Origin of the sequence: Paenibacillus sp. 453mf (genome assembly GCF_900116105.1) — a bacterium.
Lineage (GTDB): Bacteria > Bacillota > Bacilli > Paenibacillales > Paenibacillaceae > Paenibacillus > Paenibacillus provencensis.
Genome location: NZ_FPAC01000001.1, coordinates 2,081,106 through 2,098,933, shown reverse-complemented (window position 1 = coordinate 2,098,933; position 17,828 = coordinate 2,081,106). Strand labels below are relative to the sequence as shown.

Genomic DNA, 17,828 nt, shown 5'->3' with positions numbered 1-17,828 from the left:
ATAAGATGAGAAGGAGTTGAGGGATGATGAGCAAGACAGAAATAGCAGATATTTATCCATTATCTCCTATGCAGGAATCCCTGCTGTTTCATTCATTGTATGATCAAGGAGATATGTATTTCGAGCAGATGATCTTCTCGTTGGAAGGGCATGTAGACGAACAAGCGCTTGAAAACAGCTTAAATAAAGTCATAAATCGTTACGATATACTTCGAACTGTCTTTGTGTATGACAAAATCAATAAGCCAAGGCAAGTAGTGCTGAAGAATAGGAACATTAAAATCAGACTTGTGGATTTAACGAATATACATGAGACGGAACGAAATAATCACGTATCTCAGCTTGCAATTGAGGATAGAAGGATTGGATTTGACCTATCCAAAGGTCCCTTACTGAGATTAACGTTGATCAAAACCAATATAAATGCCTATGAATTGATATGGAGTAATCACCATATTTTGATAGACGGCTGGTGCCTCGGACTTTTGTTTCAAGAATGGTTTGCACTGTATCGGGGAGAAATTTCTGGAGAGCCTGTCAGGCTCTCCAGAGTAATTCCTTACAAGAGATATATTCAGTGGTTGGAAGCCAAGGACGCTTCACAGGCAAAAACATACTGGAATAAATATCTGTCGGGTTATGAGGAATCTTCATTTCCACAAGAAAGAACGCCTACTAACCAGGATCGTTCGAACATTCAAGAAAGCATGTTTAATCTAGGATTATCACTTACCGATCAGCTTACTGCCATATCTCGTCAGTATCAGGTTACGATGAGCAGTCTATTTCAAGCGGTTTGGGGTGTGGTTCTTCAATATTATTCAGATTCTGACGATGTCGTGTTTGGAACCATCGTATCTGGAAGATCTACCTCCATTCCTGATGTTGATCAAATCATGGGCTTGTTCATTAATGCCGCTCCTGTCAGGATTCAATCGAGTTCAGAAACCACTTTTGCAGAATTAGTCAAAACCACTCATGAGAACTCTGTATTGGCGGAGGAACATAGCTATCTATCACTGGCCGATGTCCAAGCGGAAGCGGGCGGGGGTTCCCTATTCAATCATTTGTTGGTGTATGAAAATTACCCAGCTAGCGACAGTATGTTCAATACGGAAGAGCTTGGTCTTGGCTTTAAGATCCGCTCCATTGAGGCTTATGAGCATACAAATTATGACCTGAACATTTCTATTGGCCCGGGTACAGAAATCAGAATAAAGATGAATTATAACGAGGATATGTACTCTATTCGTTTTATTCAGCGTCTGTTCTCTCACTTAAAAATGGTTTGTACTCAAATCGCGGGAAACCCTGAAATAAAGGTGAAAGACATTTCAGTCCTGACTTATCAAGAAACAGAGCACTTATCCTATTGGAATAACACGAAGGCAGATTATCCGATGGATCAAACACTAGTTGATCTCTTTGCTCAGCAAGCTGCTGCAGAACCACACAGGACTGCGGTCGTTATGGGCAACATGCAGTGGACCTATAGGGAGCTTAACGAGATTTCAGAAAAATGGTCACACCTACTTAGAAATAAAGGAGTTAAGCCAGGGGATATCGTAGGTCTATGCTCGCAGCGCTCTTGTGAAATGATCACTGCCATATTAGCTATATTGAAGACAGGCGCGGCCTATCTTCCACTTGATCCGACTTTTCCGTCTGAACGTTTATCCTATATGATGGAGGATGCAGACGTACAGCAGCTTGTGCTGTTAACAGATATGGATTTACCGGAATTTAATGGCGAGATTGTGACCTTAACAGATCTACAGTTATCAGAGAATATGAATTATGCCGTAGAGTCGACCGTTAACCTGCATCCGGATTATGATGCGTACGTCATCTATACTTCTGGTTCCACGGGTAAGCCCAAAGGGGTGACCGCTACTCACCGAAATGTCATCAAAACCATGATAAATAACGGATATATCGAGATAGATAAAACAGACAGACTATTGCAAATTTCAAACTATGCGTTTGACGGAGCTACATTTGATATTTATGGAGCCTTGCTGAATGGTGCCGCTTTAGTACTGATTAGCAGAGAAGAAGCCTCCAATATTGAATCCCTAGGGAATGCATTCAGCAAATATGATATAAGTGTAGCTTTTATGACAACAGCTCTATTTAATACATTGGTGGATTGGAACCCTGACGTATTGACAGAGGTACGTCATATTTTATTCGGGGGAGAGAAGGCATCGGCGAGGCATATTAACACAGCCTTGACAGTTATGGGTCCAGGTCGACTATTACATATGTATGGACCTACAGAAACGACAGTCTTTGCTACCTGTCACACGATAACGGAGTCTGGGAGCACTCCTATTGGGAAGCCTATCCACAACACGACAGCCTTTATATTAAATCGGGATCTGAAGCCGATGCCAGTGGGCGTATCAGGTGAGCTATATATTGGCGGTGATGGACTTTCCAAAGGCTATCGTAACCGGCCCGCACTGACTTCAGAACGTTTCATTGAACATCCTTTTTATGCTGGTAAGAAGCTGTATAAGACTGGGGATATCGTCAGAAGAAATGAAGATGGAAGTATTGAATACCTTGACAGAGCAGATTATCAAGTCAAAATTCGGGGACATCGAATCGAATTAGGGGAAATTGAAAGCAAATTGAAGGATTTGAGTGAGGTCAAGGATGCAATAGTCAAAACATTTCATGATCAACAGGGACATTTATATTTATGTGCTTATATTGTTCCTGTGCAAGATAATTACTTCTTAGATATAGCAAAATGCAGAGAGGAATTAAAGAAAAGCCTTCCTGACTACATGCTGCCTGCTGTATTCCATAGGATGGAGTCGCCCTTTGCCTTGAACTCAAATGGAAAAGTCGATCGAAGCAGGCTGCCTGAACCGAACATCACATCCAGCACATTCGTTCCATTGTCGGGTCCAACGGAGGTTGCTCTGGCCGAAATTTGGAAAGAAGTTTTGGGCATTCAACAAATTAGCGCATTAGATCATTTCTTCGAACTTGGTGGACACTCGCTAAAGGCAATGATGCTCACTGCAAAGATACATAAGGTGCTGGGTGTTAAACTTTCATTACACAACGTGTTCCAATCTCCGGTTCTGACAGATATGGCGAGATGTATTCAAATGTCTCAAGAAAGTCAGTATATGCCGATATTACGAGCGCCTATACAGGAGACATATCCTGTTTCTTCAGCACAGAAAAGAGTATATATCGCGCAGCAATTGGAGAAGGGTCAAACAAATTACAACATGCCAATGATACTGGAAATCGAGGGTGAATTTAATAGAAATAGAATGGAGTCAGCTCTTAGAAAATTGATAGAGCGGCACGAATCGTTAAGAACTTCTTTTGTATGGATTGGTGAGACACTGAGGCAGAAGATCATCGCATCTAAGGATGTTAATTGGTCCATGGATTACTTAGAGATTAACGACGAAGACTTTGCAATTTATCAATCCTCTGGTACGGCCAAAAAAGAATGGATTAATCAAGCCTTGGATTCATTTATTCGTCCGTTCGATTTAGGGAATGGTCCTCTTATTCGGGCTATGGTCATTACTTTGGATGAAACGCACCATTTATTGTTTATGGATACCCACCATATTATTTCTGATGGCGTATCAACGGGTATTATTTATCAGGATTTGGCGCGCTTATATCAATCGAAGTCTTTACCTGTTTTAGAGCTACATTACAAGGATTTTGCAGTATATGAAGAAGAGTATCGATCCAGCTCAAGCTATGAAAAGAATCAAAAGTACTGGAGAGATCAGTTCGCCGCAGCACTGCCTGAAGGGGAGATCAGTACAGATTATGCAAGGCCTTCGGTTAGAAGTGCTGCAGGGAAAACATTGTCATTCCATATTGAAGTAGATCTATTGGATCAGCTCAAAAGAGTGGCTGCTGCAAATGAAGTAACATTGTATATGGTGCTGCTTGCGGGATACAAAATCCTCATATCCAGATACAGCGGAACGGAAGATGTGGTTGTAGGCTCTCCGATAGCGGGAAGATCCCATGAGGATACCCATCAGATGATCGGGATGTTTGTAAACACGCTCGCTTTACGTTCCCAGCCCAAAGGTCGCCTTAGAGTCCACGAATGGATCCGGGAAGTGAAGCAGCAATTCATGGAAGCGCAAGCCCATGGGGATTATCCACTAGAGGATCTGTTGAATGATTTGAATTTTTCCCGGGATATGAGTCGACATCCATTGTTTGATACGTTATTTGTATTACAAAACATGGATATACCGCCTATTGAGCTTGAGCATGTCGCATTTCGCTCAGCTGAATGGGATTGGAGCCAGGCGAAGTTTGACATGACATGGGGCTGCCGAGAGTCTCCGCATGGTTTGGATTTTATCGTAGAATACGCAGCCTTTTTATATAGAGAAGAAACGATCCAACGAATGATCGGACATTTTATGACGATTCTGGAGCAAATGGTCCATGCGCCTGATATGCTGTTAATGGATATTAATATGCTGACTGAAGAGGAGCACGCATGGCTGAATCTCCACAACAGAAGGCAGGCCGATTATCCACATGAGGCTTCTATACCCTGCTTATTTTTGCAGCAAGCTGTTGAATCAGCTGAGTTACCCGCTCTGATTCACGGAAGCAAGGTGATGACGTACTATCAGCTGAATGAAGCTGCGGAACACTTCACAAGAGTTCTGATTTCAATGGGAGTCAATCCAGGGGATAGAGTTGGTCTTCTAGCGGACAGGTCTATGGAGATGATTATTGCGATCGTCGGCATTCTAAAAGCCGGAGCGGCTTATGTTCCGCTTGATCCTGCGCTGCCTGAACATCGAATCGAATATATATTAAAGGACAGCGGAGCGAGATTTGTCGTCTCAACAAGTGGAAATGCTTATGATCAAGAAGGCATAACACATATTGCATATAGTGACCTGTTAAGCCAAGGCAAGGTCGTATCTGAATTAACAAGAACAACGGACAGAAGATCAATAGCACCTGAAGATATCGCATACGTGATGTACACTTCGGGATCAACAGGGCAACCGAAAGGGGTTCTGACAACACATCGGAATGTGGTCAAAATAAGCATCAATAATGGATTTGCCGAATTGGGCAAGGAAGATCGAATGCTGCAGCTATCCAATTATGCATTTGATGGCTCTACCTATGAGATTTTTGGTGCTCTCCTTAATGGGGCTTCGCTCCATATCATAACAAAAGATGAATTGCTGAATGCAGCAACGCTTGCATCAATAATGGAAGCGCAGCGCATTACCTCGGCTTTTATGACAACCTCCTTGTTTAACATGATGGTGGACTATGATGTGACTTGTTTCAAACATGTTAACAAGCTCTTTTTTGGCGGTGAAACTGCATCTATTCAGCATGTAGATAAAGCACTTGATTATCTTGGCGAAGGCCGAATATTTAACGCGTATGGCCCTACGGAAACGACCGTATTTGCAACGACGTATCCGATTACAAATGATCTGAAGCAGAAGAGCAATGTCCCGATTGGGAGGCCAATTCATAATACTTCACTCTACGTTCGGAATGCTTGGGGTCATGAACAGCCCGTTGGAATGCCTGGTGAGCTGTTCATTGGAGGCGATGGTGTCGCCGCAGGTTACTTGAACAATACGAGTATGACAACAGAAAGATTCATACCGAACCCGCAGGAACAAGGCAAGCTGATGTATCGAACGGGAGATTTGGTCAGATGGTCTTGTGAGGGAGAATTAGAGTATCTGGGACGGATGGATGGACAGGTGAAAGTCCGGGGTAACCGAGTGGAAACAGGAGAAATTGAAAGCATGCTGATCTCTAATCCAGCGATTAACCAGGCTGTTGTCGTTCCAGTTGCTGATACCCAAGGGACGGTTAGTTTGAGCGCTTATGTGGTATGTCATGAATCCGGCATAGATAAAGAAGCAGAGCGGTTACTCTATTCGGAATGGAGAGAGTGGTTAAAGAGCCGGCTTCCGGACTATATGATACCTTCTACATTTATGATAATCGAGGCCATTCCACTTACAACAAACGGCAAGGTAGATCGTTCCAAGCTTCCTGAGCCGGTTCGGTTATCCCATATGACGAATAAGGAACAGCCTGAGAATAACATTGAAGTTCAGCTTCAAAAATTTTGGTCCGAAGTGCTCGGTGTTGAAGGTCCGGGTATGCTCGAACATTTCTTTGATCTTGGAGGCCATTCATTAAAAGCAATGCAGCTATCCGTGAAGGTGCAACATGAGTTTGGTATCAATCTTAGTTTGCAGGATATCTTTTTATATCCGACGATCAGAGAACAAGCAAGCTTGATTCATCGTCAGGAGGCTCCATCTGTGAAGCTTACCCTGCCGAAGGCGCAAGCGATGGAATTCTATCCTGTATCCTCTGCACAAAAAAGAATTTATCTTGCATCACAGTATGAGCATGCAGGAACGAGCTATAACATGCCCATGCTGCTTCGTTTAGAGGGAAAGCTAGACTTGCGTGCACTAAACTGCGCATTTCAGCAGTTGATCATGCGTCATGAATCCTTAAGGACGATTTTTCATCTCATGGGAGATGAGATTAAGCAACAGATTCTGCCTCCGGGCAGTGTCCAGTGGGAAATAAAGAAAGAGGAGACAGGATCACCGTTAGATGATGAAGCAGTCCAACAATGGGTTTCGTCACAGATTAAACCCTTTGATCTGTCGTCGCCTTACCTGATTCGTGCTGTCGTTAGAGAGCAAACTTTAGATCATCATCTTTTGTTCATGGATATTCATCATATTATTTCAGATGGGGTATCGACTTCCATTATTCTAAATGAGTTGTTCAAGTTATACAGCGAAGTGGAGCTTCCGCCACTTACTATTCAATATAAAGACTATGCGGTCTGGGAAGAGCAGTACCATAGGAGTGAAAAGTATCTCGCAGCTAAGACATACTGGACTCATATGTATAAGGATGAGGTTCCCGAGTTGAATTTGCCAACCTCTGAACGCCGAAATCTAAGTCAGGGCTTAGGAGGGGCAAAGCATTCATTTTATTTAGATACAGAGCTGGTCAGCAAAATGAAGAACAAGATGAAGGAAAAAGATATCACTTTATTTATGCTTCTCATGGCTGGATATTATGTTCTCTTATCCAAATATGCGGAGCAAGAAAAGATTGTGGTTGGTATTCCTGTTGCCGGTAGAGATGTTCCAGAAGTGGAACCTGTCGTCGGTATGTTTGTCCAAACACTGGCGATACAGAGTGAACCAAAAGCGGATTTATCCATTGACCTGTATCTTGATGAATTGAAGAAGACGATGCTTGAGGCCTATAAGCATGCGGATTATCCGTTAGAAGAATTGATAGAAGAGCTGGATGTGACTAGAGATTCTGGAAGAAGTCCATTATTCGATACTCTATTTGTTCTGCAGAATATGAACACCGCAGAATTATTAATAGAGGATGTTCATATACACCAATTAGAAGTCCCGTCTAGTCAATCTAAGTTTGATATGATCTGGGCTGGTGCTGAACAGGATGACGTCATTCTAATGACGGTTGAATATAATCAAGATATCTATTCAGCGTCATTTATTAGAGGATTGTCTTCTCACTATAGACATATCCTTGAACAACTCGTTGATTCTGTGCCGGTGCGAATCAAAGACATTGAATTGTTAGCAGATGAAGAGAAGCAGGAAATAAGCACGTTTGAGGGTACAACTGCAGATTACCCGCGAAATTCCACCATTATGGAGCTATTTAGAGCACAGGCTGAACGGAGCCCAGATCACCCTGCGATTGTATTTGAGGACAGGATGGTCACATATCGAGAACTTGCCACTCGTGCAGCCCATTTATCTGCTGTGCTGCAGGAGCAAGGGATACGGCCTGGAGATAGAATCGGGCTACTGGCAGACCGCTCCATTAAGATGATGGTTTCTATTATGGGTATCCTGGGCTTAGGTGCAGCCTATGTGCCACTAGATCCGAGCTTTCCGTCCGAGCGGCTGACTTACATGCTCGAAGACAGTGAAGCCAAGCTCCTTATTGCAGAGGCAGGAATGCGAGTGGATGGATACGACGGAGCGGTGCTGTGGCTTTCGGAGATCGACTGGAGCAGTCAAGGCATAGAATGGAGTCAGGCTGGAGATGAGTATGGACAAGTGTCCCTATCCCCGGAGTCTGCTGCCTATGTCATGTATACGTCCGGTTCGACGGGCAAGCCCAAAGGGGTGGTGACCACACATCGGAACGTGGTGAAGACCAGTGTAAATAACGGATTCATGGATGTCCAGCCAGAGGACCGGATGCTGCAGCTGTCAAACTATGCTTTTGATGGATCAACCTATGAAATATTCGGTACTTTGCTGAATGGAGCAACGCTATATTTGATTGAGAAGAAGCATGTGCTGGATGCAGCAGAGCTGTCTCAAGTAATGAAGCGGTATGGTATAACGTCTGCATTTATGACAGCAGCCTTGTTTAACACACTGGTTGATTATGATGTCACGAGCCTGAAGCATGTAAGAAAGCTCTTTTTTGGAGGCGAAGCAGGCTCGAAGAAGCATGTCATTAAGGCGCTTGATTATGTAGGTCCTAATCGGATCGCTAATGGATATGGTCCGACCGAGACGACGGTATTTGCAGCAACCTATACGGTGGATGAGGATGTCCGAGCGCACAGCAGTGTTCCTATCGGTAAACCGATTCATAATACGAAGGTGTACGTGTTAAACCGCTGGGGTCAGCGGCAGCCTGTAGGACTGCCAGGGGAGCTGTATATTGGCGGAGACGGACTAGCCAGAGAATACTTGAAGCAGCCAGAGCTGACGAAGGAACGGTTCAATTCACATCCGTTTGAGCAGGGAGAGAGGTTGTATCGGACAGGGGACCTGGTAAGGTGGCTGCCGGACGGAAATCTGGAGTTCATGGACCGGCTGGACCGGCAGGTCAAGATCCGAGGCAACCGAATAGAACTGACAGAAGTAGAGAACAAGCTGCTTGAACTTCCGGAGATAAAAGAGGCGGCCGTAACAGCAGGAAGAGATGAACAGGGTCATTCATTCTTGGCAGCATTTCTAGTTCCTGATGAAGGTGTAGAGCATGACAAGATGCATCGGTACATCAGGGATTGCTTAAGAGAAGAGCTTCCCGAATACATGATTCCGACATCGATTGCCCTCCTGGACAAGCTGCCACTGACAGCTAATGGCAAAGTAGATCGAGCTGCACTTCCTAAGCCTTACGCGTATCAAACCAACTCCCGGATTACAGCATCAAACGAAACTGAGCGCATCTTAGTACAAATATGGACTGAAATTCTCAAAGTCGAAAATATTGGAATTAGAGATCATTTTTTTGAACTTGGAGGTCATTCACTCAAAGCCATGATGCTATCCGGCAGAGTACAGCAAGAACTTCAAGTCAAGCTGTCTCTGCAAGAGATTTTTACACATGACACTATTGAGGAGCAAGCCCTTATAGTACATGACAAGAAATCGGACATGAATGGACGGCTTGCTATAATTGCAGCTCCTGTACAGGAGACCTATCCAGTATCTTCTTCTCAATGGAGGCTCTATTATACCCAGCAGCTGCTCAAAGAGGGAACCAGCTATAATATGCCACTCGCTTTTGAAATTAAGGGGTACCTCGATTATGGCAAGCTGCAAGAGGCGCTCTCCATCGTGACGAAACGACATGAGGCGCTTCAAACTTCATATGTCATGATTGGTGGTGAACTTAGACAAAGCATTGATCCAAATCGGGAAGCAGACTTTAGTATCGAACGAAAAAGCTGGACAAAAGGTGTTGAAGATCATTCGTTAACTCAATCTAGTATAGAAAAATATGTAAAATCATTTATTCGTCCATTTGACCTTTCATCAGGACCGTTGTTCAGGGCAGGGCTGCTCTCCATTTCAGAGACAAGGCACGTGCTCGTTCTAGACATGCACCACAGTATCTCAGATGGGATATCAACGAGTATCATTATTACAGAGTTGTTTCAACAATATGATGGAAAAGAGCTTCAACCAAAACCAGTCTTGCAGTATAAGGACTACGCTTGGTGGGAGCAGCAGTACAAAGGCAGCGAGCAATACCAAGCAGAGGAACAGTACTGGCTTAAGGAATTTAGTGGGGAGCTGCCGCAATCAAGCCTCCCATACGACTTCAACAACGCGAGTACCAAGGTCCCTGTAGGAGCGATTTCAAGACTCAACATCGATACTAGTCTGTCACAACAGCTTGAGGACATAGCTTCCGCTCATCGGACAACTCTATTTACAGTATTGTTCGGTGCCTATTCCATCTTGTTATCTAAGTATAAGCAAGAAGAAGATGTCATTATCGGCGTGCCTGAGGCGGGGCGGCAGCTCTCCGTTACCCAGGGCATGGTCGGCATGTTTGTGAATACTTTACCCCTTCGGCTAAAACCGATCGGGAATCTTACAGCAGTAAATTACCTTGGCCATGTTAGGGATCAACTATTAACGGCATTTGATCACGGCTCCTATCCTCTTGAAGAACTATTGGATCAGTTAAAAGTTTCACGGATTCATCCAAGTCAGCCTCTATTTGATACCTTGTTTGTACTTCAGAATATGGAGACCTATTCTTTACAATCGACATCACTTCATATCAGTCAACTTGAGACGGTGAGTACACAGCCCAAATTTGATATGACATGGGGAGCAGTACAAACACAAGATGGACTAGCCGTAACCATTGAATACAACGCTAATTTGTTCTCAGCAAAGACAATCGAGAGAATGCTGGGGCATTATGAACATGTATTAGAGCAGCTAGTGGCTGGAAATGAGCTTCTTATTCAAGACATTGAGCTGCTGACTGTGCAGGAGAAGCTGGAAATAAACACGTTTGAGGGTACAACTGTAGATTACCCACGAGAATCCACCATTATGGAGTTGTTTCAAGCGCAGGCTGAACGGAGTCCAGATCATCCTGCGATCGTATTTGAAGAGAGGATGGTCACATATCGAGAACTTGCCACTCGTGCAGCCCATTTATCTGCTGTGCTGCAGGAGCAAGGGATACGTCCTGGAGATAGGATCGGGCTACTGGCAGACCGCTCCATTGAGATGATGGTTTCTATTATGGGTATCCTGGGCTCAGGCGCGGCCTATGTGCCACTAGATCCGAGCTTTCCGTCCGATCGGCTGACTTACATGCTCAAAGACAGTGAAGCCAAGCTGCTCATTGCAGAGGCAGGAATGCGAGTCGATGGTTACGACGGAGCGGTGCTGTGGCTTTCGGAGATCGACTGGAGCAGTCAAGGCATAGAATGGAGTCAGGCTGGAGGTGAGTATGGACAAGAGTCCCTATCCCCGGAGTCTGCCGCCTATGTCATGTATACGTCCGGTTCGACGGGCAGGCCCAAAGGGGTGGTGACCACACATCGGAACGTGGTGAAGACCAGTGTGAATAATGGATTCATGGATGTCCAGCCAGAGGATCGGATGCTGCAGCTGTCAAACTATGCCTTTGATGGATCAACCTATGAAATATTTGGCGCTTTGCTGAATGGAGCAACGCTATATTTGATTGAGAAGAAGCACGTGCTGGATGCAGCAGAGCTGTCTCAAGTAATGAAGCGGTATGGTATAACGTCTGCATTTATGACAGCAGCCTTGTTTAACACACTGGTTGATTATGATGTCACGAGCCTGAAGCATGTAAGAAAGCTCTTTTTTGGAGGCGAAGCAGGCTCGAAGAAGCATGTCATTAAGGCGCTTGATTATGTGGGTCCTAATCGGATCGCTAATGGATATGGTCCGACCGAGACGACGGTATTTGCAGCAACCTATACGGTGGATGAGGATGTCCGAGCGCACAGCAGTGTTCCTATCGGTAAACCGATTCACAATACGAAGGTGTACGTGTTAAACCGCTGGGGTCAGCGGCAGCCTGTAGGACTACCAGGGGAGCTGTATATTGGCGGAGACGGACTAGCCAGAGAGTACTTGAAGCAGCCAGAGCTGACGAAGGAACGGTTCATTTCACATCCGTTTGAGCAGGGAGAGAGGTTGTATCGGACAGGGGACCTGGTAAGGTGGCTGCCGGATGGAAATCTGGAGTTCATGGACCGGCTGGACCGGCAGGTCAAGATCCGAGGCAACCGAATAGAACTGACCGAAGTAGAGAACAAGCTGCTTGAACTTCCGGAGATAAAAGAGGCGGCCGTAACAGCAGGAAGAGATGAACAGGGTCATTCATTCTTGGCAGCATTTCTAGTTCCTGATGAAGGTGTAGAGCATGACAAGGTGCATCGGTACATCAGGGATTGCTTAAGAGAAGAGCTTCCCGAATACATGATTCCGACATCGATTGCCCTCCTGGACAAGCTGCCACTGACAGCTAATGGCAAAGTAGACCGGCATGCATTGCCAAGTCCAGTGAATAGTATGAATGGTGAGAGACCAACGAATGCACTGGAGGCAAACCTTCATAAGATTTGGTGTGATGTTCTGGGTATTGATGAGATCGGGATAGAGGATCATTTCTTTGAAGCAGGTGGCCATTCCCTTAAAGCGATGATGTTGGTTGCTCGAATACAGAAGGAAATAAATCTGCCAATTGAATTACAAACGATATTTGATTATCCATCCATTAAGCTGCTTGCCGAGTATTTAGCAACACGGTCTGTGCAAAGTTCTGAGAACTACGAATCGATCAAGAGAGCCCCTATACAAGAGGTTTACAGGGCAACCCCGTATCAATCTTATGGATATTTGTCCAGCTTAGGGAATACGGACTGGAACATGCCGACGGCATATCTGATCCAAGGAGAGCTTAATCTGAATAGACTCAAGCTCAGCTTTCAGAAACTGATATTACGTCATGAAGCCCTTAGAACATCATTTGAGCTTCAGGGAGATCATGTGGTTCAACGCATTAGGTCCCGAGTAAGATTTCAGCTTGAGATAGAACCGCTAGGCTCCTATAGCGAGTTAAGTCAAGTCATTAAGAGATTCATCCAGCCATTTGCTTTAGATTCCGCTTCGTTGTTAAGAGCAAAGATTCTTAAGCTTGATCGGGACGAGCACATTCTATTACTAGATATGCATCATGCCATCTCTGATGGAACTTCACTCGGGATTATTTTGGATGAATTATTTAAACTCTATGACGGTTCAGAGTTGAAATCTCTTGAATTGCAGTATAAAGATTACTCTGAATGGCAACATACGAAGCTAGAGCAGGGTTATTTCACAGCCGCTTCGGATTTCTGGAAGAGTTATCTTGCCGGTTATCGACCTGTTCAGCTATCTCCATTACAGCTTGAGGGAACGAGGGCATCTGATCATAACGGAAGCCATGTCAGAATAGAAATTTCCAAGGCTCTAATAGAACAAATGAAGAACTCGATGAATATAGAGGTAACGGATTATACGATCTTCTATTCAACCTATCTTATTTTGTTAAGCCAGTTAACGAATGAGAAGGATCTCATTGTTGGAACCTACGCATTTGGTCGTGAACGTGCTGAAGTACAGGAAATCGTAGGATTGTTCATTAATTCCATCCCGCTGAGATATCGAGTTAATACAGAAGATCCGATGACAGACATGTTCCAAAAGGTCCAAGAGATGATGAATCTTGCTTTACAGCATCAGCATTATCCGTATGAGAAGATGCTAGAGGATTTGGATATACCGCTATCTCCAGGAGAGAACCCGTTATTTAACACCATGTTTAATCTTAATAACTTTATGCTGTCCGCATTAGAAAGTAAGGAAAGGGATTATTGTATTTCTTCATATCCTTGCGAGTACGATTATTGCGAATATGATATATATGTAACTGCTCAGGAGCTTGAAGAGATGTATATGATCCAGTTTGATTATCGAACAGCTATTTTCGAAAAACAATTTATGAATAAGTTCACCAAGCATTATATGGATTTGTTGAAACAAATTGCGTATGATCCGGATACGATAATAAATCAGCTGGAACATACTAACATCTCAACAAAAGCTGTGATACACTAACAAAAAGATGATTAGAGGAGGAGAAAAATGGCAAACAAATTTTTCAAATTCGGTGTCATTAAGAATGAGGATGTACCTGAGGAAGTGAACGAGGCAGCTCGTGAAGTGGAGAAACTGCCGGAGACCATTGTTAACGAAATTAATGAAGCATTCAAGAATGAAAAAGAGGACAAATAATTATTGTTAACTTTAAAATATCCAATACCCTCTTGCAAATCACCAGCAAATATGGTGATATGTAAGAGGGTACATATTGAAAATAATCGTTTTATGGCTATAATACTAATAGACTGACCAGTCAGTTTTCTGGAGGGGTTACCGATCGAAGTTAAACGCAGAAAAGATGTAGCTCAGATTAAAAAGGATATCGCTCGAAATACAAAAGAACTCTTTGCACAAAAAGGATATAACGCAACTTCAATGGAAGAGATCTGCACGGTTAACAATCGAAGCAAAGGCAGTATTTATTATCACTTCAAGAGCAAAGAGGAGCTCTTCATGTTCTTGATCAAGCTGAATAATCAAGAGTGGATGGATTCTTGGCAAGAGAAGGAATCACAGTACGAAACAACAGTCGAGAAGTTATACGGTCTTGCCGACCATTATGTAGATGATTTGGCTAATCCACTTAATCATGCAATTAACGAGTTTGTTTCAGGTCAAGTCGTCAGTCAAGAAATGCTGGATGAAATGCTGTCACTTATACGTATCCCGTATGTAACCTATGAGCGAATCATCATTCAAGGCATAGAACGCGAGGAATTGAAGCCTAGTGACCCACAAGATTTAATGCATATTATTAATGGATTATTTAACGGGTTAGGTACGCTCTACTATGAGAAAGACTTAACAGAAATTCGCAGATTGTATAAATCAGGAATCGCAAGCTTGCTGATGGGAATTCAACACACAAGTAAAACAATGAAAGACTGATATCAACTTATCAGTTTTTCTTTTATAAATTAATAGACCGAATAGTCGGTTTAAAAAGGAGATGGCTATGAATACTTTGTTTAAAAACAGGGCTTTCCTTGTTATTACCCTATCTGATCTGCTTCAAAATTTAGCAATTTGGATTAGAAATATGGCGATTCTTTACTTCATTATGGATCAGACACAAGGGAACCCGATTGCAGTTTCACTTATTACAGTGCTTGAATATGTTCCAATCTTTGTTTTTTCCTTTATTGGAGGTGCACTTGCTGACCGCTGGAATCCAAAACGGACCATGATTATGGGTGACATTCTAAGTTCGCTGTCCATTGTGCTCATTATTGCAGTGATGGCATCAGGATATTGGCAGGTGCTGTATGCTGCCACCTTTGTATCGTCCATCGTTAGTCAGTTTTCCCAGCCATCCTCTGTTAAAATCGTTAAACGAAATGTTGAAGAGGAGCATGTCCAGTCCGCTATTGCGATTACACAGAGCTCTCAGTCGTTATTTCTTATTCTCGGTCCCATCGTAGGCACTTTTATTTATAGTACATTGGGAATTCAAGCTTCGATGTATTCACTTCTTGTATTGTTCGTTGCTTCGGCTCTAATATTAACGCTTCTGCCAAAAGATGAACCAAGTCCTGCTGCCACAACCTCACTTTTTGGCGAGATGAAAGAAGGCTGGAAGTATGTTCTGGAGTCCAGCTCTTTAAAGTTCTTAACCCTGTTATTTATTATTTTGGGATTGTCTTCGGGTCTAATCAGTCCACTAGAAATTTTTCTGATTACGGAGCGACTTGGTCTTGATCAAACCTCGGTTCAATATTTAACGGGAGCTTCGGGATTAGGTTTGCTTATAGGTGGGGGAGTTGCAGCAGCATTAAGCAGCAAGCTGGATCAAAACCGTACACTTGTATTAGGAGTTATCTTTCTCGCGGTTACAACTCTTGGAGAAGTCATGTCAGGTTGGCTATGGCTTACATTAGTCATCAGCTTTTTAAGCTCTCTATGTCTAGCTTTTGTAAATGTGATCATCTCCACATTTCTTGTTACCAAAATTGATGAACAAATGATTGGACGCGTTAATGGTACCATAACGCCTATGTTTATGGGCGCAATGCTCATCGGATCTTCCTTTGCTGGTGTCGTAATGAGCAATACTTCATTATTTACAGCATATGTCCTGTCTGTTCTTGTGCTTACTGTTGGCTTAATTCCAGGAATCAAGATTAAGTTTGACAGCAAAAATGACACCGTAGAGGCATCCGTGCCAGCTGATCAAGAGCTTAGTCGGGCTTTGGATTAGAGGAGGCAGCTAATGAAAAAGATTCACTTGTTCTGTTTTCCCTATGCCGGAGGGTCATCAATGATGTACTTTCGCTGGCGTAATCAGCTGTCCGAGTTCATTGAGGTCCATCCAATTGAGCTGGCGGGCCGAGGACGAAGAATGAATGAGCCGTTTTATAACAGCATAGATGAGGCAGTGGAAGATGCCTACTTATCCATTCCGGTACATCTGATTAGTGAGCCCTTTGCCTTTTTCGGATATAGTATGGGGAGCTTAATAGCCTATGAACTCGCTCATTATATTAGAGAGAAGCATGATCGTGAGCTTAAACACTTATTTGTAGGTGCTCGCAGGGCTCCACACTTGAATGAAAAGTTAAAGCGGATTTCCGAATTATCAGACCGCACGTTTCTTGAAGAAATGATAAAGCTTGGTGGCATGTCAGAAGAAGTGCTTGAGAATCAAGAGTTGTTAGATTTGTTCTTGCCATTGATTAGGGCGGATATGAGGCTCGTAGAGAATTATGAATGGAAAACCAGAGACCTGCTTCATACGGATATCACCGTGCTTGCCGGGAATCAGGATGTCATTGCTGTAGACCAAATGGAAGCCTGGAAAGAGACAACATTTGGAGCTTGTCAGCTCTCCGTTTATGAGGGAGACCATTTCTTTATTCATAAGCATTATGAAGTCATAGCGGAACAAATAAAAAGGGTGCTGATATAAAAATGATCCATATAGGATATCACAGCTGAAAACAAACACGGATTTCGAGCTGCCGATGTAACGGCAGCTTTTTTTGTGTGACAAGAAGATTGAATTAACATAGAAACTAAAGCTGAGCTGAAATATATATTTATTTATCCGTTAAACGAACATAGATATAACATGAAATGTAAAAAAACTTTGTGGAAATCATGAATATTCTTAAGTTTCTAGCGAAAAAGTTTGAAGATATGTGCTTTTTCACAAAAATAACGACTTATATTATTCAGTATGATAAAACTGTGTAAGATTAATTGACGCATATAGTGCGTTCATCTAATATCAAGTCATATTCAGAGAGGTGAAGGGGAGAAGAAAATGGGGAGTCAGGCAGTGGAGCTCAATCATGTTGTATTTTTGAAGCGTTGTATAGAAGTATCACGCATGGCCAGAGAGAGTGGGAATACACCCTTTGGCGCGGTGCTCGTGGATAAAGAAGGCCACATCCTGCTGGAGCAGGGAAATGTCGAGATTACAGAGCATCGCTGTACCGGTCATGCCGAAACTGCGTTGATGGAGAAAGCATCACATACATATGATCCTGCATTCTTATGGGAGTGTACATTATATACGACAGCAGAGCCCTGTGCCATGTGCTCAGGTGCGATGTATTGGGGAAATATCGGGCGTGTCGTATATGGTATCTCGGAGAAGGAGCTGTTGGCTCTGACAGGTAATGATCCTCAGAATCCGACGTTTGACATGCCATGCCGCGAGATTTTTGCCAAAGGACAAAAAGAAATTGAGGTCATCGGGCCATTCCCTGAGCTGGCAAGTGAGATTGTTGCTGTTCATGAAGGTTACTGGAGCCCCGCCGAATAGCTATAAAATCAAGAAGAACATCACTT

General features: G+C 43.4%; 6 protein-coding genes. All 6 read left to right on the top strand.

Annotated elements, in window-relative coordinates; translation table 11 throughout:
• The first annotated feature begins 23 nt into the window (after nt 1-23).
• Nucleotides 24-13,991, top strand: coding sequence for a non-ribosomal peptide synthetase (locus BM415_RS09965; RefSeq protein WP_091157405.1), 13,968 nt, complete (start codon nt 24-26; stop codon nt 13,989-13,991).
• 27 nt (nt 13,992-14,018) lie between these two features.
• Entirely contained in the window at nt 14,019-14,168 is a 150-nt protein-coding gene (locus BM415_RS25055) for a hypothetical protein (RefSeq protein ID WP_170862422.1), read from the top strand.
• 144 nt (nt 14,169-14,312) lie between these two features.
• Entirely contained in the window at nt 14,313-14,924 is a 612-nt protein-coding gene (locus BM415_RS09960) for a TetR/AcrR family transcriptional regulator (protein ID WP_244533277.1), read from the top strand.
• Between the two features lie 61 nt (nt 14,925-14,985).
• The gene (locus tag BM415_RS09955; protein ID WP_091157401.1) at nt 14,986-16,233 is read left to right on the top strand and encodes an MFS transporter; all 1,248 of its coding nucleotides are present in this window, start codon (nt 14,986-14,988) and stop codon (nt 16,231-16,233) included.
• Between the two features lie 12 nt (nt 16,234-16,245).
• Complete coding sequence (locus BM415_RS09950) at nt 16,246-16,941, top strand: thioesterase II family protein (protein WP_091157398.1); 696 nt, start codon at nt 16,246-16,248, stop codon at nt 16,939-16,941.
• Nucleotides 16,942-17,298: 357 nt separating this feature from the next.
• Nucleotides 17,299-17,802 (top strand): nucleoside deaminase, encoded by a 504-nt coding sequence (locus BM415_RS09945; RefSeq protein WP_091157396.1) that lies wholly within the window; start codon nt 17,299-17,301, stop codon nt 17,800-17,802.
• The last annotated feature ends 26 nt before the right edge of the window (nt 17,803-17,828 follow it).

Coding starts and splice junctions, on each gene's coding strand:
- BM415_RS09950 (WP_091157398.1), top strand. CDS start 16,246: ATGAAAAAGATTCACTTGTTCTGTTTTCCCTATGCCGGAGGGTCATCA.
- BM415_RS25055 (WP_170862422.1), top strand. CDS start 14,019: ATGGCAAACAAATTTTTCAAATTCGGTGTCATTAAGAATGAGGATGTA.
- BM415_RS09965 (WP_091157405.1), top strand. CDS start 24: ATGATGAGCAAGACAGAAATAGCAGATATTTATCCATTATCTCCTATG.
- BM415_RS09945 (WP_091157396.1), top strand. CDS start 17,299: ATGGGGAGTCAGGCAGTGGAGCTCAATCATGTTGTATTTTTGAAGCGT.
- BM415_RS09955 (WP_091157401.1), top strand. CDS start 14,986: ATGGCTATGAATACTTTGTTTAAAAACAGGGCTTTCCTTGTTATTACC.